Annotated in this window: 16 protein-coding genes, 1 tRNA gene and 1 riboswitch; of the genes, 3 read left to right on the top strand and 14 right to left on the bottom strand. The window is 70.0% G+C overall.

What is annotated here, in order from left to right; all coding sequences use genetic code 11:
- Positions 1–90: 90 nt before the first annotated feature.
- A tRNA-Leu gene (locus tag POF73_RS13355) sits at positions 91–174 on the bottom strand.
- A 393-nt stretch (positions 175–567) separates the two neighbouring features.
- On the opposite strand from POF73_RS13355, the gene POF73_RS13350 reads away from it, so the two are divergent.
- Positions 568–1,338, top strand: coding sequence for an ABC transporter ATP-binding protein (locus POF73_RS13350; protein ID WP_272114904.1), 771 nt, complete (start codon positions 568–570; stop codon positions 1,336–1,338).
- Complete coding sequence (locus tag POF73_RS13345) at positions 1,338–3,872, top strand: ABC transporter permease (protein ID WP_272114903.1); 2,535 nt, start codon at positions 1,338–1,340, stop codon at positions 3,870–3,872. Before POF73_RS13350 ends, POF73_RS13345 begins: the two co-directional genes overlap by 1 nt.
- A gap of 68 nt (positions 3,873–3,940) precedes the next feature.
- Here the strand turns inward: POF73_RS13345 and POF73_RS13340 are convergent, their stop codons facing one another.
- Positions 3,941–5,254: a class I SAM-dependent methyltransferase gene (locus tag POF73_RS13340; protein ID WP_272114902.1), complete on the bottom strand. Its 1,314-nt coding sequence runs from the start codon at positions 5,252–5,254 to the stop codon at positions 3,941–3,943.
- 215 nt (positions 5,255–5,469) lie between these two features.
- Positions 5,470–6,849, bottom strand: a complete 1,380-nt coding sequence (locus POF73_RS13335; RefSeq protein WP_272114901.1) for an NAD(P)/FAD-dependent oxidoreductase — start codon at positions 6,847–6,849, stop codon at positions 5,470–5,472.
- A 558-nt stretch (positions 6,850–7,407) separates the two neighbouring features.
- On the opposite strand from POF73_RS13335, the gene POF73_RS13330 reads away from it, so the two are divergent.
- A complete protein-coding gene (locus tag POF73_RS13330) occupies positions 7,408–7,647 on the top strand; it encodes a hypothetical protein (protein ID WP_272114900.1) in 240 nt (79 codons plus the stop codon).
- Positions 7,648–7,757: 110 nt separating this feature from the next.
- Here POF73_RS13330 and POF73_RS13325 read toward each other — a convergent pair whose 3' ends face one another.
- The 11 genes from POF73_RS13325 to POF73_RS13275 form a co-directional block, all read right to left on the bottom strand.
- Complete coding sequence (locus tag POF73_RS13325; RefSeq protein ID WP_272114898.1) at positions 7,758–8,708, bottom strand: Ppx/GppA phosphatase family protein; 951 nt, start codon at positions 8,706–8,708, stop codon at positions 7,758–7,760.
- Positions 8,705–9,262 (bottom strand): DUF501 domain-containing protein, encoded by a 558-nt coding sequence (locus POF73_RS13320; protein WP_272114897.1) that lies wholly within the window; start codon positions 9,260–9,262, stop codon positions 8,705–8,707. Before POF73_RS13320 ends, POF73_RS13325 begins: the two co-directional genes overlap by 4 nt.
- A gap of 58 nt (positions 9,263–9,320) precedes the next feature.
- On the bottom strand, positions 9,321–9,797 hold the full coding sequence (locus POF73_RS13315; protein WP_272114896.1) for an FtsB family cell division protein: 477 nt from the start codon (positions 9,795–9,797) through the stop codon (positions 9,321–9,323).
- A gap of 101 nt (positions 9,798–9,898) precedes the next feature.
- Positions 9,899–11,179 (bottom strand): phosphopyruvate hydratase, encoded by a 1,281-nt coding sequence (gene eno / locus POF73_RS13310; RefSeq protein ID WP_272114895.1) that lies wholly within the window; start codon positions 11,177–11,179, stop codon positions 9,899–9,901.
- A gap of 343 nt (positions 11,180–11,522) precedes the next feature.
- On the bottom strand, positions 11,523–12,212 hold the full coding sequence (locus tag POF73_RS13305) for a LysM peptidoglycan-binding domain-containing protein (RefSeq protein WP_272114894.1): 690 nt from the start codon (positions 12,210–12,212) through the stop codon (positions 11,523–11,525).
- 4 nt (positions 12,213–12,216) lie between these two features.
- A riboswitch (cyclic di-AMP (ydaO/yuaA leader) is annotated at positions 12,217–12,416 on the bottom strand.
- A gap of 205 nt (positions 12,417–12,621) precedes the next feature.
- Entirely contained in the window at positions 12,622–13,692 is a 1,071-nt protein-coding gene (locus POF73_RS13300) for a transglycosylase family protein (RefSeq protein WP_443049508.1), read from the bottom strand.
- 168 nt (positions 13,693–13,860) lie between these two features.
- Entirely contained in the window at positions 13,861–15,126 is a 1,266-nt protein-coding gene (locus tag POF73_RS13295; protein WP_272114893.1) for a cytochrome P450 family protein, read from the bottom strand.
- Positions 15,123–17,495, bottom strand: a complete 2,373-nt coding sequence (locus POF73_RS13290; protein WP_272114892.1) for a hypothetical protein — start codon at positions 17,493–17,495, stop codon at positions 15,123–15,125. The genes POF73_RS13295 and POF73_RS13290 overlap by 4 nt, the downstream gene beginning before the upstream one ends.
- Before the next feature lie 42 nt (positions 17,496–17,537).
- Positions 17,538–18,527, bottom strand: coding sequence for a nucleoside triphosphate pyrophosphohydrolase (locus tag POF73_RS13285; protein WP_272114891.1), 990 nt, complete (start codon positions 18,525–18,527; stop codon positions 17,538–17,540).
- 129 nt (positions 18,528–18,656) lie between these two features.
- Complete coding sequence (locus POF73_RS13280) at positions 18,657–19,301, bottom strand: SurA N-terminal domain-containing protein (RefSeq protein ID WP_272114890.1); 645 nt, start codon at positions 19,299–19,301, stop codon at positions 18,657–18,659.
- 282 nt (positions 19,302–19,583) lie between these two features.
- Positions 19,584–21,077, bottom strand: coding sequence for a serine/threonine-protein kinase (locus POF73_RS13275; protein ID WP_272115029.1), 1,494 nt, complete (start codon positions 21,075–21,077; stop codon positions 19,584–19,586).
- Between the last annotated feature and the right edge of the window lie 34 nt (positions 21,078–21,111).

Genomic DNA, 21,111 nt, shown 5'->3' with positions numbered 1-21,111 from the left:
GCGCGCGCCCACTGTCAACGGTTGTGCGCCAACCGTTGAATCGGGGTCAACTCTTGAAGGGAGGTTGAACACAGAAAGAAGAGTCGGAAGTGCCCAGAGCCGGACTTGAACCGGCACGCCCGCGAAGGGGCAGCGAGGTTTAAGCTCGCCGTGTCTGCATTCCACCATCTGGGCAGGCCATGGGCTTCCGCATCGAGGTTCCGAGCCTATCGGGATACGTCCCCCGAACAGCGGACGGGCGGACCGATGTTGTCTTATTTTATTGATGTCTGAGGGTGCATCAGCCCGCGGTACGCGCCATCCGCACTTGCCAATAGCCTTGCGCGCGGCGGTCGGCGGCGCATACGGAATGACGGAATTTCACCGTCCAAACGAGGACGCTCCACCTGTTCCCGACGCGAACGCCCGTCAGGGTCGCTCGTCATCCTCAGGTATGACACAGGCGCCCGTGGTCCGTCCGCAGTCTGCCTTCGGAACCAGAACAGGGATGGACTACACGGCGGTTCCCGGCCGGGACGATGGACGAGTCCTTCGAACACACCGTCGTCCTTCAGGAGCGTTCCTCTCGTGACCACCGCATCCATCGCCGGCCGGACCACCACCGTGGCCGCGCGTGCCACGGATCTGTCGAAGATCTACGGACAAGGCGAGACCCAGGTAGTCGCCCTGGACCGCGTCACCGTCGAGTTCCGGCAGGCCGAGTTCACCGCGATCATGGGCCCCTCCGGCTCCGGCAAGTCCACGCTGATGCACTGCGTGGCCGGCCTGGACACCTTCTCCTCCGGCTCCGTGCGCATCGGCGACACCGAGCTGGGCTCCCTGAAGGACAAGCAGCTCACCAAGTTGCGCCGGGACAAGATCGGCTTCATCTTCCAGGCGTTCAACCTGCTGCCGACGCTCACCGCGCTGGAGAACATCACCCTTCCGATGGACATCGCGGGCCGCAAGCCGGACAAGCAGTGGCTGGACTCGGTGATCCGCATGGTCGGCCTCGCCGACCGGCTGAGCCACCGCCCCGCCCAGCTCTCCGGCGGCCAGCAGCAGCGCGTCGCCGTCGCCCGCGCGCTGGCCTCCAAGCCCGAGATCATCTTCGGTGACGAGCCGACCGGAAACCTCGACTCGCGCTCCGGCGCCGAGGTGCTGGGCTTCCTGCGCAACTCCGTACGGGAGTTGGGGCAGACGGTGGTGATGGTGACCCACGACCCGGTGGCCGCGGCCTACGCGGACCGGGTGGTGTTCCTGGCCGACGGACGGATCGTCGACGAGATGTACCGGCCGACCGCGGACAACGTCCTCGACTTCATGAAGCAGTTCGACGCGAAGGGCCGCACCAGCTGATGTTCCGCACAGCCCTGCGCAACGTACTCGCGCACAAGGCCCGGCTCCTGATGACCGTGCTCGCCGTCATGCTCGGCGTCGCGTTCGTCTCCGGCACCCTGGTCTTCGCCGACACCCTCTCCAACGCCTTCCGCAACCAGTCCGCGAAGAGCTACGCCGACGTCGCCGTCTCCGTCACCTCGCACGCCGACCCGGACGACCCCAAGGAGGAGCCCGGCCTCTCCCGGAAGACCCTCGACAAGATCTCCGCCGTTGACGGCGTCACCGGCGCGTACGGCCGCGTCGAAGGCTTCGCCGGGGTCGCCGACCCCGACGGGAAGCTGATCGGCGTCGGCTGGTCCAACAAGGGCTCCAACTTCGCCCCCGGCAAGGACGGCAAGGACAGCGCCTACACCTTCACCGACGGCTCGGGCCCGGTGAAGGACGATCAGATCGCCCTGGACAAGGAGTCCGCCACCAAGGGCGAGTACCGGGTCGGCGACCGGGTGCGCGTCGCGACGAACGGCCCGGTGAAGGAGTACACCCTCAGCGGTGTGTTCACCACCGAGGACGGCGCCGTGAACGCCGGCGGCAGCCTCGTCCTGTTCGACACCGCGGTAGCCCAGAAGCAGTACCTCAAGCCGGGCTACTTCGAGAGCGTCACCGTCACGGCCGCTCCCGGCGCCGACGACGCCAGGATCCTGGACGCGGTCAAGCCGCTGCTGCCGGACACCGCCGACGCCGAGACCGGCCAGGCGCTCGCGGACAAGCAGGCCGAGCAGATCGAGCAGGGTCTGGGCTCGCTCAAGCAGGTCCTGCTGGGCTTCGCGGGCATCGCGCTGTTCGTCGGGATCTTCCTGATCTCCAACACCTTCACGATGCTGGTCGCCCAGCGCACCAAGGAGATCGCCCTGATGCGCGCCGTCGGTGCGTCGCGCAAGCAGATCACCCGCTCGGTGCTCGCCGAGGCCGCGGTGGTGGGCCTGGTCGCCTCGGTGATCGGCTTCGTCCTCGGCATCGGCCTCGCGGTCGGACTGCGGTCCGGCATGGCCGCGTTCGAGATGAAGATCCCGGACGGCCCGCTGATCCTGTCCGCCACGCCGGTGCTCGCCGCGATCGCGGTCGGTGTGCTGATCACGATGTTCGCCGCCTGGCTGCCCGGCCGCCGGGCCGCGAAGATCCCGCCGGTGGCGGCCATGAGCAGCGTCCACGCGATGGCGACCACCAAGTCGCTGGTGGTGCGCAACTCCATCGGCGCGGCCATCACCGCCCTCGGCGCGGCCGGGATCGTGCTGGGTGCCTCGACCGGCGGCGACGACGGCCGGATGTACATCGCGGCGGGCGCGTTCTTCGCGCTGGTCGGTGTGATCATCCTGATCCCACTGCTGTCCCGGCCCGTGATCGCGCTCGTCCGTCCGCTGCTGGTCGGCCCCTTCGGGGTGGCCGGCAAGCTCGCCGGCCAGAACGCGGTCCGCAACCCGCGCCGTACCGGCGCCACCGCCTCCGCGCTGGCGATCGGACTGACGCTGGTGACCGGCCTGTCGGTGCTCGGCATCACGGTCGGCACGGCCATCGACAAGATGACCACGGACAACATCAAGGCCGACTACATGGTCTCGATGGCGAACGGCGGCGACCTCGACCAGTCCGCGCTGACGGCGCTGGAGAAGGCCAAGGGCGTCTCCGCGGTCTCGCCGCAGCAGGACGTCTACTTCCAGGTCGGTCACGAGGACTACGTGTCCGCCTCCGCGGTCACCCCGGGCGACATCGAGCAGGTTCTCAACGTCGACGTCGTCAGCGGCAGCGTCGACTCGCTCGCCAAGGGCCAGATCGCGGTCGCCGAGAAGACGGCCAAGAGCAAGGGCTGGAAGCCCGGCGACAGCGTCCCCGTCACCTTCGGCGACGAGAAGAAGGCCACGCTGACGGTCGGCGCCGTCTACAAGGACAGCGAGTTCCTCTCCCCCGTCCTCATCGACAAGAAGGTGGTGAACCCGCACGAGGCGACGCCGTACATCCGGCAGATCTTCGTGAAGGTGGACGGCGGTCAGTCCGCGGCGAACGAGAAGGTCCTCATCGACGCGCTGGGCGACAACCCCGCGATCACGATCATGGACCAGCAGGACATCCGCAACGAGTTCGGCGGCGTCATCAACACCATGCTGAACATCATGTACGGCCTGCTGGCGATGGCCCTGATCATCGCGGTACTGGGTGTCGTCAACACCCTCGCGATGTCGGTCTTCGAACGGCAGCAGGAGATCGGCATGCTGCGGGCGATCGGTCTCGACCGGCGCCGGGTGAAGCGGATGGTCCGGCTGGAGGCCGTCGTCATCTCGGTGTTCGGCGCGGTGGTCGGTGTCGGTCTCGGCTCGTTCCTCGGCTGGGCGATCGGCGAGACCTTCGCGGACCAGGTCCCGGGCTACCAGCTGGTCCTGCCCTGGGACCGGATCGGCATCTTCCTGGTGCTGGCCGGACTGGTGGGCGTCCTGGCCGCGCTGTGGCCGGCCCGCAACGCCGCGCGGCTGAACATGCTGAACGCGATCAAGGCCGAGTGATCACGTTCTGACACGCCGAAGGGCCGGGCTCCCCACGAGGGGGCCCGGCCCTTCCCCTTGCGTCCGGATCAACGGCGCTCGGGCTCGATCCACTTGCGGGCCCGCAGCGGCATCCCCGAGTCACCGGAATCGGATGTCCGGACGGCCAGCACCTGGTTGACGCCGATGCGGTTGCGCTCGAAGGCCAGCGCGGAGGCGGCCATGTACAGCCGCCAGACACGGGCCCGCCCGGGGCTGGTCAGCTTGACCGCCCGCGCCCAGTCTGCCTCCAGGTTGGCGACCCAGTGGCGCAGCGTCAGGGCGTAGTGCTCCCGGATCGACTCCACGTCGCGCACCTCGAACCCGGCGCGTTCGAGCTGGGTGACGGTGACGCCGATGGGCTGGAGCTCCCCGTCGGGAAACACATAGGCGTCGATGAACTCGTCGACCTCGTAGGAGGACTCGTCGCGCTGCGGCCGCCGCCCGATCTGGTGGTTGAGCAGCCTGCCACCGGGCTTCAGCAGCCGGAACAGCACATCGGCGTACTCCAGGTACCGGTCGGCGCCGACGTGTTCGGCCATCCCGACGGACGAGATGGCGTCGTACGGCCCGTCGGTGACGTCCCGGTAGTCCCGTACGCGGATCTCCACCTTGTCCGTCAGCCCCTCGCCGGCGACGCGCTTGCGGGCATAGGCCGCCTGCTCCTGGGAGAGGGTGATGCCGACGACGTGCACGCCGTACTCGCGGGCCGCGTGCACGGCCATGGAGCCCCAGCCGCAGCCGACGTCCAGCAGCCGCAGGCCGGGCCGGAGTCGGAGCTTGCGGCAGACGAGGTCGAGCTTGTCGCGCTGGGCGTCTTCGAGGGTGCCCTGTGGGGGCGGGGCCGGCCAGTAGGCGCAGGAGTACACCATGGACGGCCCGAGGACGATCTCGTAGAAGTCGTTGCCGACGTCGTAGTGATGGCTGATGGCGCGCTTGTCGGTGCGCTTGGTGTGCACATGGGCGCGGTGCCGGCGAACCTCCTCGGGGGGCGGCGCGGGCGGCAGCGGCGGCCCGCCGAGCCGGACCAGTCCGCGGACGGCGGCCCGCACCTCCGGGTCCCGGAGCGCCTGAGCCAGGCTCCGGGCGTCCTTGCCCCGCTCCCACACGAGCCCCGCGAGCACATCGAGGGCGGCGTACAGATCCCCCTCGATTTCGAGGTCACCGGCGACCCAGGCCCGGGCAAGCCCCAGCTCACCGGGTTTCCACAGCAGCCGACGCACCGCACGCCGGTTCCGTACGACGAGAGTCGGCGCGCCCGGCGGCCCCGACTGCGAACCGTCCCAGGCGCGGATGCCCACCGGGAGCGGCGCTCCCAGCACCTGTTCGAGAAGACCCTTCAGCCGCACCGCGGCGTCGGCCATGGCGCACACCTCCGTGATGAGGGACCCCGGAATGTCCTAGCACCACGTAAACACCAGCGTGGCCCGGATACAGTCCCCCGCGCGCGTGCTTTTGACTCCGTCCGGCGTTTGACCCCCGCACCGGGGAAAGCCGAAGGACCGGCTGGAAAGCCGAAGGACCTCCCGCACCACGGATGGCGGGAGGTCCTTCGGTCTGGTTCAGCGACCGGAGCCGGTCAGGAGGCCTTTGCCTCGGTCTTCTCCGGCTTGGGCACCGCGGGAACGGGCTTGGCGGCCTCGTAGAACTCCTCGCGCGGGTGCTCCATCGCGCCGAGGGAGACGACCTCGCGCTTGAGGAACATGCCGAGGGTCCAGTCGGCGAAGACGCGGACCTTGCGGTTCCAGGTCGGCATGGCCAGACCGTGGTAGCCACGGTGCATGTACCAGGCGAGACGGCCCTTGAGCTTGATCTTCATCTTGCCCATGACGATCATCGCCACGCCCTTGTGGAGGCCGAGACCGGCCACCGCACCCTTGTTGGCGTGCTCGTAGTCCTTCTGCGGGAAGCCCCGCATACCGGAGATCACGTTGTCACCGAGGGCCCTGGCCTGGCGCAGCGCGTGCTGGGCGTTCGGCGGGCACCAGGCGTTCTCGTTGCCCGCCTTGCGGCCGACGAGGTCCGGTACCTGGGCGTTGTCGCCGGCGGCCCAGATGTAGTCGGTGCCCTTGACCTGGAGCGTCGTCTCGCAGTCGACGTGACCGCGGGGGCCGAGCGGCAGACCGAAACGGCCGAGGGCCGGGTTCGGCTTGACGCCGGCCGTCCACACGATCGTGTTGGAGTCGACCTCAAGCCCGTTCTTCAGCACGACGTGGCCGTCGACGCAGGAGTCCATGGAGGTGGAGAGGTAGACCTCGACCCCGCGGCCCTCCAGGTGCTCCTTGCCGTACTGGCCGAGCTTCGGGCCGACCTCGGGAAGGATCTTGTCGGCGGCGTCGACGAGGATGAACCGCATGTCCTCGCGGGACACGTTGGTGTAGTACTTCGCCGCGTCGCGGGCCAGGTCCTCGACCTCGCCGATGGTCTCCGCGCCCGCGAAGCCACCGCCGACGAAGACGAAGGTGAGCGCCTTGCGGCGGATCTCCTCGTCGGTCGTGGAGTCGGCCTTGTCCAGCTGCTCAAGGACGTGGTTGCGCAGGCCGATGGCCTCCTCGATGCCCTTCATGCCGATGCCCTGCTCGGCGAGGCCGGGGATCGGGAAGGTGCGGGAGACCGCGCCGAGCGCGATCACCAGGTAGTCGAAGGGCAGCTCGTACGCCTCGCCGACCAGCGGGGCGATCGTGGCGACCTTGCGGTCCTGGTCGATGGTGGTGACCCGGCCGGTGAGAACCTCCGCCTTGGGCAGCACGCGTCGCAGCGGGACGACGACGTGGCGCGGGGAGATGCTGCCGGCGGCGGCTTCGGGAAGGAAGGGCTGGTAGGTCATGTACGACCGGGGGTCGACGACCGTGACGGTCGCCTCTCCGTAGCGCATCTTCTTGAGGATGCGCCGAGCTGCGTACAGGCCTACGTACCCACCGCCTACTACGAGGATCCTGGGACGCTCCGTGGTGCTCATGCCATCGAGTATCCACCCGCCTCAGGGGGGTCGCTCGTGCGCCCCTTCACAAGCTCTTGCAGGCCTCGTGCTACACTCCCCGGCCCTCGTGACGCAGGTCATGGTCACGATCGGGAACCCGGTCCGAGGCCGACCCGTTGTCAATGCCGCGTGAGCTGCCTCTCTGTCTCGCCGGGCCCTCCGTGAGCGGACCGAAACACCCGCCGGAGCCGACCTCCCGGACCCTCTTTACACCGTCCATCTGAACATGTTCAAGGGCCTGTTCGCCCCTCGGAAGGGTCACCCGGCACCCTTCCGCGCTTCGACTGGACCGAATTCCTTGTGAAGAACTTCACGAACTTTCTTCGGCAGGCCGTTCACAGGGCTCGTGCGGGGGTCGTGAAGGGGCCCGAATGCGCCCACAGGAAGCGCTCATACGCTAACCGACCTGCTCAACCGATGGCTACCACCCAGTAACAAACGAGACCCGGGCCACCCTTCGGCGGCGATCTGGATCACCGTTCACCCGTCAGCCACATTCCGCGCGCGAGCGGAGAAAAGTGTGCATAGCGTGCAGCCATGATCACTACGCACAAGGCCCTCGTGCGGGCCACCGCTCGAATAGTCTCGGTCGGCGCTGCCCTCGGCATCGCTCTCGCAGCAGGGGCGGCCACGGCCGCGGCCGCTGCCCCCGTAGCCGCCAAGGCCACGGTCGTCCAGTCGAGTCCGGCCAAGGGTGGCCATGGCCATGGCCACGGTCACCACGACGACGGCGACGGCGGCGATTGCGACGGCCTGATCGTCCTCCTCTGCAACTGACCGACAGCCCAGCACCTGGGCCAAGGCAAGGGCCCCGGCTCCTCTTACGAGGGACCGGGGCCCTTCCATGTCCTGCACGCCCTACGGCGTCCCGCACGCCCTACGGCGCCCTATGCGTCCTCGGCCACCTTGAAAGCGATGCCGTCGAGGATGTCGTGCTCGCTCACCACGACCTCCTCGGCACCGATCCGCTCCATGATCGCGAGCAGCACCAGCGCGCCGGCCGCGATGACGTCAACCCGCCCCGGATGCATGGACGGTACGGCGGCGCGCTCGGCGTGGGTGGAGTGCAGCAGCCACTCGCTGATCTCCCGCACCCGGTCATGGCTGATCCGGGAGTGGTGAATCCGTGCGGAGTCGTACTCGGGCAGCTCCTGGGCGATCGCCGACACGGTCGTGACCGACCCGGCGAGCCCCACCAGCGTCCTGGCCTCGCGCAGCGGCACCGTCTCCTCGGCGAGGTCGAGGGCCGCCTCGATGTCGGCCCGTATCGCCGCGATCTGCTCCTCGGAGGGCGGGTCGCAGACCACGCCGTCCCGCACGAGATGCCGCTCGGTCATCCGCACACACCCGACGTCCACGGAGCGCGCCGCGCGGACGTGCTGCTCCCCGACGACGAACTCGGTCGACCCGCCGCCGATGTCCACGACGAGGTAGGGCCGGTGCAGATCCTCGCGCCCCGCCAGCTCCCTGGTCGCCCCCGTGAAGGAGAACTCGGCCTCCTGATCCCCGGTGATGACCTCGGGCTCGACACCCAGGATCTCCATGACCCCGCGCACGAACTCGTCCCGGTTCTCGGCGTCCCGGGACGCGGAGGTGGCGACGAACCGCACCCGTTCGGCGCCGTGCTCCTTGATGATCGCCGCGTAGTCACGGCAGGCGGCGAAGGTGCGCTCCAGCGCCTCGGGCGCGAGCCGGCCCGTACGGTCGACGCCCTGACCGAGGCGCACGATGGTCATACGGCGGTCCAGGTCGACGAGTTCCCCGGTGGCCGGGTCGACGTCGGCGACGAGAAGCCGGATGGAGTTGGTACCGCAGTCGATGGCGGCGACGCGGGTCACTGAGCCTCCTCCGGGAGCTTCCCGGACTGCTCGGACTCCTCCGGGAGCGTCACGCAGGCTCCCTTGCGCCACCACTCCGGCAGCATCGCGAGGGCCTCGTCCCCCAGCGGGTTCACTCCCGGCCCGGCCGCGAGCGAGTGCGCGACGAGGACGTGCAGACACTTCACCCGGTCCGGCATGCCGCCCGCACTGGGGAAGCCCTTGAGCTCCTCGATCTCGTCGCGGCGCCGGATGTAGTCCTCGTGCGCGGCGCGGTACGCGGCGGCCAGCTCCGGGTCGGTCTCCAGCCGCGTCGTCATCTCCTTCATCACGCCGTTCGCCTCCAGCGTGCCGATCGCCGACGACGCCTTCGGGCATGTCAGGTAGTACAGCGTCGGGAAGGGCGTGCCGTCGGGCAGGCGCGGGGCCGTCTCCACGACGTCCGGCTGTCCGCACGGGCACCGGTGCGCGATCGCGCGCAGCCCGCGCGGGGGCCGTCCGAGCTGCTGCTTGAAGGCCTCGACGTCCGCGTCGGTGGGCTCGGTGCGCGGGGTGGGCGGCGGGGGCGTTTGCATGCCTGTCTTTCTATCGGTTCTCGCCGGAGATCTGTCGTTCGATCCCGGCGGTCGGTTCTCACTGGTCGGCGGCGTCGGCCTTGTCGACCCCGTCCCAGATGTTCGAGTACCAGGGCCGGTCGGCCGCCCCCAGCTCGGTCCGCGACTGCTTGGCGGCGTCGGGGTCGACCACGATGTAACCGGTCTCCCCGGGCATCACATAGTGCAGCCGCTCCCGGATCTGCTGTTCGGCGTACGCGTCGTCCTGCCAGCGTGCCTTGCGGTCGCGCAGCTGCTCGACCCGCTCGGCCGCCTCCTCCTTCTGCCGCTGCAGATCGGCGATCTCGGCGCGCTGGGAGACGTACTGCCTTATCGGGTACGCGAGCGCCACCACCATGGAGCAGAGGACCAGCGCGAGCAGCGCGGCGCGTCCGGTGAGCCTGGAGCGCCGGGCCTGCCGCTTGGTCTGCGAGCGGTAGACACGGGCGGCCGTCTGCTCGCCGAGCAACCGGATCCTGGTCGCGGTGGAGAAACGGTCCCGGTCCTTGACGGCCATCGGCTCTCCGCCTCCCCTCTCACGTGCGTACGTCCCCGCACACGGTACGGGACCGAGTACAGGGACGTACGTACGACTGGCTAAGGCTTACCCAGGTGGGGTCAGCCCTTGAAGCGCGGGAACGCGCTGCGGCCGGCGTAGACCGCGGCGTCGTCGAGGATCTCCTCGATGCGCAGCAGCTGGTTGTACTTGGCGACGCGCTCGGAGCGGGCCGGGGCGCCGGTCTTGATCTGGCCGCAGTTGGTGGCGACGGCCAGGTCGGCGATGGTGACGTCCTCGGTCTCGCCGGAGCGGTGGGACATCATGCACTTGAAGCCGTTGCGCTGGGCGAGCTCGACGGCGTCCAGGGTCTCGGTCAGCGAGCCGATCTGGTTGACCTTGACCAGCAGGGCGTTGGCCGCGCCGTCCTCGATGCCGCGGGCGAGGCGCTCGGGGTTGGTGACGAACAGGTCGTCGCCGACGAGCTGGACCTTGTCACCGAGCTTGTCGGTGATGGTCTTCCAGCCGTCCCAGTCGTCCTCGAACAGCGGGTCCTCGATGGAGACGAGCGGGTACGCCTCGACGAGCTCGGCGTAGTACTCGGTCATCTCGGCGGCGGAGCGGCTCTTGCCCTCGAAGGTGTAGGAGCCGTCCTTGTAGAACTCGGACGCGGCGACGTCGAGCGCCAGGGCGATCTGCTCGCCCGGGGTGTAGCCGGCCTCCTTGATGGCCTCAAGGATGAGGTCGAGGGCCTCGCGGTTGGAGCCGAGGTTCGGGGCGAAGCCGCCCTCGTCGCCGAGGCCGGTGGACAGGCCGCGGCCCTTCAGCACCTTCTTGAGGGTGTGGTAGACCTCGGTGCCCCAGCGCAGGGCCTCGGAGAAGGACTCCGCGCCGATCGGGGCGATCATGAACTCCTGGATGTCCACGTTGGAGTCGGCGTGCGAGCCGCCGTTCAGGATGTTCATCATCGGCACCGGCAGCAGGTGCGCGTTCGGGCCGCCCAGGTAGCGGAACAGCGGCAGGTCGCTGGCCTCGGAGGCGGCGTGGGCGACGGCGAGGGAGACGCCGAGGATGGCGTTGGCGCCGAGGGAGCCCTTGTTGTCGGTGGCGTCCAGGTCGAACATGGCCTGGTCGATCAGCCGCTGCTCGGTGGCGTCGTAGCCGACGAGCTCCGGGCCGATCTGCTCGATGACGGCGAGGACGGCCTTCTCGACACCCTTGCCCAGGTAGCGGTTGGGGTCACCGTCGCGGAGCTCGATGGCCTCGAAGGCGCCGGTGGAGGCGCCGGACGGAACGGCGGCACGACCCGTGCTGCCGTCGTCGAGGCCGACCTCGACCTCGACCGTGGGGTTGCCTCGGGAGTCCAGGATTTCCCGGGCTACGACGACGTCGATGGACGGCACGAGCATCTCCTTCTTGGGATGTGACGCGGGTACGCAGACCGTGGTGGGTACTGCGAGACGAGCCTAACCGGCTCCGGGGCTTCAGCCACTGGTCGACCGCCCCGTGGACAGAACCGAGAGTAAATTGTTTCCGAACGGAACAAAAACGCCCGTACAAGCCGTACACCCCGTACAGAAAACCCCGCACAGAAAAGCCCCGCCCCGGTGCGTACGGGGGAAGACGCACCGAGGCGGGGAGTTCGTGGGGACGGGGGTGAACCTCACGGCGCCCTCACTGTCAGTTCCACGGATGTGAAGGCGCTGTGGTTCAGCTGTCGCCCGTGTACTGCTTCGGGCGCAGCCCTTACTTCAGGTGCAGCTGCTGACCCGGGTAGATCAGGTTCGCGTCCTCGACGATGTCCTTGTTCAGCCGGAAGAGCTTCTCCCAGCCACCCTTGACGTCGTGCTTCTCGGCGATGGAGCTGAGGGTGTCACCCTTGGCGACCTTGTACTCGCCGTCGCCCTTCTTGACCTTCTTGCCGGTCGGGGTGGTGACGGTCTTGGTGCTCTTCTTGGCGGCCGGGCGGTCCGTGGAGCGGGAGGCCGACTGCTGCTCGGAGGAGCGGGTGGTGCTCTCGCCGCTCTGCGAGGAGCCGCTGGAGGAGGAGCCGCCGGTGGAGGCGCCGGACAGGCCGACACCGCAGCTCGGCCAGGCACCCTTGCCCTGGCTCGCGAGGACCTTCTCGGCTATCTCGATCTGCTGGGCCTTGCTGGCCTGGTTGGCGGTGGAGGCGTACGCCGTGCCGCCGTACGCGGCCCAGGTGGAGGCGGAGAACTGCAGACCGCCGTAGTAGCCGTTGCCGGTGTTGATCGACCAGTTGCCGCCGGACTCGCACTGGGCGACGGCGTCCCACTCGGAGGCGGTGGCGGCGGAGGCGCTGCCGGCGGCCATCAGCGGAGCGGCGACGGCGGCGGCACCGGTGACGCCGACGACGGCGATGGCGCGAGCGGCCTTGGACGGACGACGGTGCTTGCCCTTGCTGGAGAACAGCATGGAGAGATCCCCTCACCGACGCCTGCGAGGTGAGCTGTCGGGTTCGGGCCGGTTGAGTTGCCCGGCCGCGCACGCTCGCCTCTCGGCTCCCGTTGCGCGGCTTCACCCCAAGCCGACTCCGGCCGTCCGGCCCCGAAGGGCCTCAACTGCCGGACCCGGCGCAAACCTTGGGTCCCCCGCTCCTGCCTACGGCGCTTTACGCGACGACTGTTCCCGTACGACCGCTGGCAGGATTCGGCGTTGCGGCAGCCGGGGCTCGTGGTGACGAGCGATCACGACCGTAGACAAGCGATTCCCGGAATTACAAAGACGATCAGGGCTTCTGAGATCTATCTCTCACTACATTCAAAACGGACATTAAGTGCGAACCGTGACGCGAACTCCGGCTGCTTTTCGCCCTGTTCAGCACCTATTTGGCGGGGACGTCCAGGGTCTGACCGGGGAAGATGTGGTCCGCGTCAGCACCGATGGCGCTCTTGTTCGCCTTGTACAGCGCACGCCACCCGCCGTCGAGGTCAAGGGAGTCGGCGATGGAGGCGAGAGTGTCGCCGGCGCGGACGGTGTACGAGGCGTGGCGACCGGAGGGCTTGGCGGCGCTGTCGGCACCCTCGGCCTCGTCGGCGCTGGGGCCGCGGTGGCGTCCGGTGCCGGCCGCGGCGTCGGCCGCACTGTCGGCCGCCGCGCCAGAGGTTCCGGTGTCGAACGCCCCGGTGTCGACCAGGCCCGAGGAGCCCTCGTCCTGCCCGGAGTTGCCCTGATTGCCGCTGTCGGGCGTCAGCGTGGGGGAGCTGTCGGGCGACTGTGAGATGTCTGTACCGGAGGACGTATCGGACTTCGAGGAGTTGTCGACCTCAGGGGATGAAGAGGGCGAAGAGGAAGAAGTGGAGGAATCCGGGGAGGATTCGGGCGAAGTGCCCGAGGAGCCGCTGGGCGACTCCGAGGCGTCGCCAGAGTCCGAGGGGATCGCGGAGCCGTCGGAGTCGCCGGAGCCATCGGACGACCCCTTGGACCCAGACGACTTGGACGAATCGAGCAATCCGGAGGATCCGGACACCTCGGACGGCGAGTCCTCCTCGACACCCGTGTCGAGGTCCACCGAACCGGACTCCTGGGTGAGCCCGCTGAGCAGCCCACAGGTGCGCCAGGCACCGACGCCCTGATCCTCCAGGATCTTCTGCGCCACGGCGATCTGCTGCGAACGGCTCGCCAGGTCGGCGCTCGGGGCGTAGTCGAGACCGCCGTACTTGTCCCAGTCGTCCTGGGTCAACTGCAGTCCGCCGTAACGCCCGTTGCCCTTGTCGGCGCTCCAGGAGCCGCCACTCTCGCAGTCGGCCACCTTGTCCCAGACGTTGCCCTCGGCGGCGCTCGCGCCGGTGGCACCGAGGAGCGGGATGGCGATGGCAGACCCGGTCACTCCGGCCGCGACGAGGAGAGCCGGGGCCTGACGGGGGCGACGGTGACGACCGTTCCCGGAGAGCATGCAGGGACCTTTCGCGCGACAACAGGGACCCGCGGCGCGTTAAACCTGGGCGCCGTCGTTGATCCGTGAACGTATAGGCAGGCGATCACTTGTCACAAGTTAATGCCGCGCAGATCACGTGAAGATCACAGGCGTGAGTGCGTGTCATGTTTGCCAGGGCGGACGTACTCACCCAACTGGGGTGAACTCCACCGGAAGGGTACGCAGTCCGCGCATGATGAGGCCGCCCCGCCATCGCAACTCGGCCGGGTCCACGGCGAGTTCCAGATCCGGGAGACGGGTGAGGAGAGTGGCCAGGGCGCTCTGGCCCTCCAGGCGGGCGAGCGGGGCACCGAGGCAGTAGTGGATGCCGTGGCCGTAGCCGAGGTGCTGGTTGTCGCGCCGGCCGAGGTCGAGGACGTCGGGGTCGGCGAACCGCTCCGGGTCCCGGTCGGCTGCGGCCAGCACGACGAGGACGGGGTCACCGGCCGCGATGCGCTGCCCGCCGATGGTGAACGGTTCGGTGGCGAAGCGCCAGGTGGCGAGTTCGACGGGGCCGTCGTAGCGGAGGAGTTCCTCGATGCCGGTTTCGAGAAGGGCGGTGTCGTGGGCGGCGAGGGACTTCTGGAGGCGGGCGCGCTGCTCGGGGTGGGTGAGCAGGGCGTAGGTGCCGTTGCCGATGAGATTTACGGTCGTCTCAAATCCGGCAAAAAGGAGGATAAAGGCCATGGCTGCGGCCTCGTTCTCCGTGAGGTGCTCCCCGTGGTCGGAGGCGCGGATCAGACCTGAGATGAGGTCCTCGCCGGGGTCGGGGGTGTCGGGGAGTGCCTCGCGCTTGCGGTGGATGAGGTCGGCCAGATAGCCGCGCATCTTCTTCACGGACCGTGCCACGCCGCCCCGCGGGCCGCCCTGGTGCCGGATCATCATGCCCGCCCAGTCCCGGAAGTCGTCCTGGTCCTCGCGGGGGACGCCGAGCAGGTCGCAGATGGCGTAGATGGGGAGCGGGAAGGCGAACTCGTGGATGAGATCGGCGCTCCCCTTCTGCGCGAACCCGTCGATGAGGTGGTCGGTGAGCTCCTGCACGCGGGGGGCGAACTCGGCGACGCGGCGGGGAGTGAAGGCCTTGGAGACGAGTCTGCGGAGCCGGGTGTGGTCCGGGGGGTCGATGTTCAGCAGATGCGTCATCAACTCGGCCTTGCGCTCCCCCGGGATCCCGGTCTTGCCCTTGGCGTGCGCGGGCTCGTCGTGGTGAGCCGGGTTCTTGGAGAGACGGCTGTCGGCGAGGGCCTGCTTGGCGTCGGCATAGCGGGTGACCAGCCAGGCCTCCACGCCGCTGGGAAGACGCGTCCTGTGCACGGGGGCGTGCTCTCGGAGCCAGGCGTAGGCCGGGTAGGGGTCCGTGGCGAACTCCCAGGTGAAGAGTTCGGGGGCCTGGGGGGTGGGCTGGTCGGTCACTCCCAAACGGTATCGAGATCCGGATCATCGTCGGGAGTGAGGCCGGGTACCAGTGGTGCGGGTGCAGGACTGGGCAGCGGCGCGGTCAAGGATTCGGGAAGGCCCTCGGGGTCTACGGCGGCGGCTTTGCGGCGCCAGTCGGCGGCCTCTTTCTCCTTGCCCTGGGTCAGCAGCAGCTGGGCCATGTGGCGGGCCGCGAAGGGGTAGCCCGTCCGGTCTGCTGCGAGGTACAAAGACCCCGCTTCGACGTACCGGCCCTCATTCTCCAGGCGGATGCCGAGATTGACCATGGCGGACCGGTTCCCGCCCTCTACCGCCTGTCGGAAGAGAGCCTCGACCTCTGCCTCGTCAGGTGCCTCCTCAGCGCTGAGGTGGATCGCGAGCATGTTCGCCGCGCTCGGATCACCCCAGTCCGAGGCATGCCGAAGCCATGCCTCCGCCTCCGCCCGTCCCCAATTGCTGTACAGCTTGCCGAGCCTCACCGCGGCCTTTTGATGCCCGGCCTCCGCGGCCCTGCGATACCAGCGCACCGCCTCGTCGTCGCGCCCCGTGCCGATCACCATCTCGCCCAGTTCGTGCGCCGCCTCCCCCTCACCCGCCTCGGCCGCCCTGCGCAACCAGTGCTCGGCCCGGTCCCGCAACAGGCTGCCGAGCCGCGCCGCGGCCTTCTCGCTGCCCGACTCCGCAGCCCGCTCCAGGTAGGAGAGCGCCCGGCTCTCCTCCCCCCGCTCCCGCAGAATCTCCGCCAGCTCAACAGCCGCCCACGCATCCCCCGCCTCCGCCGCCCGCCGCAGCCAGACCTCACGCTCGTCGCCCTCGGTGCGCCGGGCGAATCCGAGCGCCACCGCCGGGTCCCCGGCCTCGACGCGGGGGTACAGCGCATTGCGGGCCGCATCGAGGACGGCTGGGAAATCGAGCGGGGCGCCCGGCTCCCTGGCGGCGTCGAGCAGCGTCCACCACACTTCGTCCGGCACCGGCTCCAGGTCGCCCGACCGCAGCGCCTCCGCGACCAACGCCCCGTACGCCCGCCAGGCGCCATCCTCCGCACCCGCGACAAGCAGTCCCGAGACTCCGAACATCGGCGCCGTCGCCCAGGCGAGAGCGTCCTCGAACGACTCCCGGTCCTCCGCCCGGTACTGCTCCTGGACCTTCCTGAGCAGCTCGGCAGGCACCGCTGCCGTGACCCCGCAGCGGGCGAGATCAACCGCCGCCCGGACCAGCAACTGCCCACGCGGGTGCTCCAGTTGGGTGCCCACGCGACGCCACTCGTCGTACAGGTGATGCCCGACGGCGAAGTACGAGGCCACGCCCTCCCGGCCGCTCCACATGTACGCCGGATACGCGCGCGGATCGTCGAGCGCCGCCAGCCGCGCCAGCTCGGCGTCGCTCCACTCGCGCGCCAGCTCCACCGTGCGCGCCGCGGCGACGACCCGGTCGCCCGGCGCGGTCCCGGCCCGGCGCCGGTAGTACTCGTCCGGGCTCATCGTGGCGAGCACGACGGCACCGAGATCGTTGAGCCGCCCCAGCAGCCGCAGATCCACGCCGCCCGCGCCGAGATGGCCGGTCAGCTCGTCCAGCCAGACCACGTATCCGCCGGGGTCGCCCTGGAGCGCGGCGACCAGGGGGCGCAGGTCCTCCCCGGCGTCGGGGGCGTACAGGCGTCGCTGGCCCTTCAGGGAGCGCACGGCGCGCCACGCGGTGTACGACTTGCCCGTGCAGGGTCGGCCGAGGATCACCACAAGGCCGTGGCCGGTGAGCTTGGCCCGTAAGTCCTCGTCGCAGTCGCGCTCCACGTACGGCGGCACGTCGGGCACCCCTGGCACGGGCCTGGTGGGGCGTACGCCGAACTCCAGCGGCCCCACCCGCCGGACCGGCCGCCAGTCCGCCGGCGCAGGCACGGCACCATAGTGGTTGTGCTGCACGCCGACCACACGGTCGTGGAACTTGGACTCGCGGAAGTCGATGTGGTCACCCGCGACGTGGTGCGTGACGCCACCGGTCACCACATGGGCGTTGTCGCCGGTCACGGCGACGCCGATGTCACCGCCCGCCGCGATGGAACGGGGTCCGGCGGCCGTGACACCGGAGGCGGGGCCGGGCGGTGGAGGTTCGGCGGTGGGCTCGGCCGCGATGCTCTGGAGGTCGGAGAACTCCTTGGGGTGGTTTCTGCGCAGAGTCGCCAGCAACCTGACCCACTCACGGCCGAGCGTACTGTCCGGGACCGCCCCTCCCGGGGTCCGGAACCAGAGCTCCACCGCCCCCGGAACACCCGACTGATCCAGCGCCTCCGCGATCCGACGCGACGCATCCGGTGAGCTGCCCATCACGCGCACCAGCGCGTCCCGCAGCTCCTCCAACTCCGTTGCCACACCGGCCCCCACGCCTCGCACCCACCCGTTGGCCCAACGGTACTAAGAGGACACCCCCTCAGCAGCCCGCACCGCATCCCGATAGGCCCGCGCGGCAACCCGCAGTGCCGCCTCCGGGTCCACCCCGGCCGCCTCCGCGCGGACCGCCATCGCGAGGAGCTCGTAGCCGATGCCCTCACCCGTGGGCAGCGGCACCTCCAGTCCCGCCGTGCGCACCCGCGACGCCAGCTTCGCCGCGAGGGCGAGACCCGGCTGGCCCAGGGGTATGCCCTCGGTCACCGACTCGCGCTGCTTCTCGACGGCCTTGGTGCGCAGCCAGTGCTCCTTGACCTCCTCGGGGGTCGTCGCCGTCTCGTCGCCGAAGACGTGCGGGTGGCGGTGGATGAGCTTGGCGACGATGCCGCCGGCCACGTCGTCGATGGAGAAGGGGGCGGCCCCGTCCTCGGCGCGGCCTTCCTCGGCGATACGGGCGTGGAAGACGACCTGGAGCAGGACATCGCCGAGTTCCTCGCGCAGTTCGTCGCGGTCGCCGTCCTCGATCGCCTCGACGAGTTCGTACGCCTCCTCGATGCCGTACTTCGCCAGGCCCTTGTGGGTCTGCTGGGAGGACCACGGGCACTCGCTGCGGATGCGGTCCATGACCTGGACGAGATCGAGGAGGCGGGCGCCGGGCAGGTCGTAGGAGGCGGGGAGCAGTTCCAGTTCCGGCATCTGGATGCGGCCGGTGCCGGCCAGACGGGCGAGGCCGTCGGTGAGGGCCGGCTCGCCCTCACCGGTGGCCACGACCACGACCGTGCGGCCGCCGGTGCACGCGTCGATCAGGTCCTCGGCGGTCGGGGCGGCCTCGTCGACCGTTATCCCGGCCTCCCGCAGATAGGGCAGCTGCGGGTGGGCGCCGTCCGCGCAGAGCACACGGTCGGCCGCGTGCAGTGCGTGCCACGCGGGCCAGGACAGCAGGCCGGGCGCGACACGGTGGCTGGTGGTGAGCAGGACGATGCGGCCGGGGGTGGCCTCGGGACTGGTTGCGTTCACGATCCGAACGTAACTCACGACGCCGACGGCACCCCGAGTTATCCACAGGCCGGGGCGGGCTCCGCTGTCATCCACAGGCCGGGGCGGGCTCCGCCGTTGTCCGCAGGCGGAGCGGCTCCCCCTGTACCGTCACGCCGTCTGCTGAACCCCTGCCGCCGTCACTTCGCGCACCCACGGCGTCCGAGCGTCGGCCCGGCTGCTCTTCTGGACGTCCCAGGTGCCGTAGCGCGGGTTGAGGTCGATGCCGAGCTTCTTGGACGCCTCGGACAGGGCGTTCCAGAAGGCGGGCTTGCCGGTGTCCGTGCCGAGCGTGGTGGCGAGTTTCTGGGCCTCCAGCTGGAGGCGGAGGTTCTCGTCGACGCGCTGCGGGGGGATGCCGTACTGCTGGAGCCAGGCGGCCTCCAGCGCCTTGGCGCCGCCGACCTGCTCCTCCAGACCGCCGCGCATCCGCTGGAGCTCCTTGCGGCTGACGGTCACGCCCGCGTCCTGGGCGGCGCGGTGCAGCACCTGGTCGAGGACCATGGTGTGCAGGACATCGCGCGGGAGTGTGCCGGACTTGGCGATGACCTGCGCGTACTGGGCGTCGTCCGGCACGGCCGCGCGCTGTGCCGCGCGCACCTCGCTCACCCGGTTCTCCAGCTGCGAGACGGTGATCCGCTCGCCGCCGACGACGGCCGCCGCGCCAGGGTGCGCGTCGTTTCCACAGGCGGTGAGGAGCGGGGCCGCGGCGATCGCGACGGAGAGGAGGAGCGCGGTGCGACGGCGGCGGTGCAAGGGGACCTCCCGAGGAGAGCTTGTGCGACGGTGCACAAAGTCTTGCGGTGATCGATGGTAGGCAGTGGGCAAGCTCTGGCCAACCCATTCGACCAACGATTCACCAGGACTTCGGGCACCGAAGCCCGCCGAAGCACCCCCGGCCGGCCCACTCGGGCCGTTCGGCCTGCTCGGAGCCCGCTCACCCGGTGGTGGCCACCAGGGCGTCCCACCGCGTCGCGGTCGACGGTGATCGTGTGGCCACCGCGCGTCTCCTTGCCGGTGTACGTCCTCTGCGCGCGGCTAACCGCGCACCTGCCCCAGCCACTGCAGTGTCCGCCGCACCTCGGTCGCGAGCGGGTGACCGGGGCCGCGCAGTCGCTCCACGTCGAGCAGCAGGCGGGCCAGGGTGTCGTGGGCGGCGGGGCGGTCGCCGACGGCGAACAGGAGGTGGCCGATGCGGCGGCGGACGTCGTGGGCGAGCTCGGGGTCGCCGGAGACGTACTGGTTCTCGTAGTACGGCAGCAGCGCGCGGTACTCGGTGAGCGCGGCCGCCGGTTCGCCGAGCTGTTCCAGGCACTGGGCGGCGTCGTAGCGGAAGCGCAGGGACTGGGGGTCGGCCTGGCCGGCCTCGGCGGCGCGTTCGTCGGCGAGGCGGCGCAGCTCGGGGAGCGCGCGCCGGTACTGGCCGTCGTCCATGAGCGTGGCGGCGTACTGCTTGCGCAGGGTGCGCACGACCGGGGAGTGCTCGCCGTGCTGTTCGGCGGCGGCGGGCAGGATCGCGCCGAGGATGTCGACGGCCTGGGTGATACGGCCCTCGCCGAGCAGGCGCTTGACCTCGTCGACGGCGCGCGCGACGTCCGGCTTCTCATCGGCGGGGGTGACCGGGGTGGCGGGGACGGGCTGGGGCGCGGGGGTGCGGGCGCGGTCCGGCCAGGGGGCGTGGGGGCGCAGGAAGGGGCGGGTGGGGTCGAGGGGCGCTCCGGTGGGCGTCCCGCGCGCGGGCAGGAGGAGCGCCAGGTCCTCGTAGACCTCCTGGGCGGAGGCGGGGCGGTGCTGCGGGTCCTTCGCGAGCAGGCGCAGGACCAGGGCTTCGAGTGCCTCGGGGACCTCGGGGCGGATCCGGCGCACGGGCAGCGGGGGCTCGTACAGGTGCCGGTGCAGCACACCGAGCGCCGTCGAGCCCGAGAAGGGCACGTCCCCGCTGAGGAGTTCGTGCAGCAGCACGCCGAGTGCGTACAGGTCGGTGTACGGGCCGACGGCGCCGCCCATCGCCTGCTCGGGGGCCATGTAGGCGGGCGAGCCGATGGGGGTGCCGGTGTGGGTGAGGCGGGTGGTGTCGGCGTCCATGACGGAGGCGACGCCCAGGTCGAGGACGGTGACCGTGCCGTCCTGCTTCACCATCACGTTGCGCGGCTTGAGGTCGCGGTGGACGATCGGCACGGCGTGCACGGCGCTGAGTACGGCGCACAGTTGCGCGGCGACCGCGACCGCCCACTGCCAGGGGTACGGGTTGCGCTCGGCGAGATGAGCGGAGAGGTCGACACCGTCGACGTACTGCATGACGAGGAACAGTTCCTCGGCCTCGCTGCCCGCGTCGTGCACCGTGACGAGTCCGGGGTGGTCGACCTGCGCGGTCACCCGGCACTCGCGCACGAAGCGGCGGCGCAGCTCGTCCGCCTCCTGCCCGGCCACCTTGTCAGGGCGCAGCAGCTTCACCGCCACGCGCCGGTCTAGGCGCTGGTCGTACGCCGTCCAGACCTGTCCCATGCCGCCCTGTCCGATGAGCGTGGACAGTTCATAGCGGCCGGCGACAACACGTCCTGTCGCC

The sequence above is a fragment of the Streptomyces sp. HD genome (assembly GCF_028369295.1).
Classification (GTDB): Bacteria; Actinomycetota; Actinomycetes; order Streptomycetales; family Streptomycetaceae; genus Streptomyces.
Note: the sequence above shows the minus strand (reverse complement) of the source record. Positions and strands in the feature narration are given on the sequence as shown.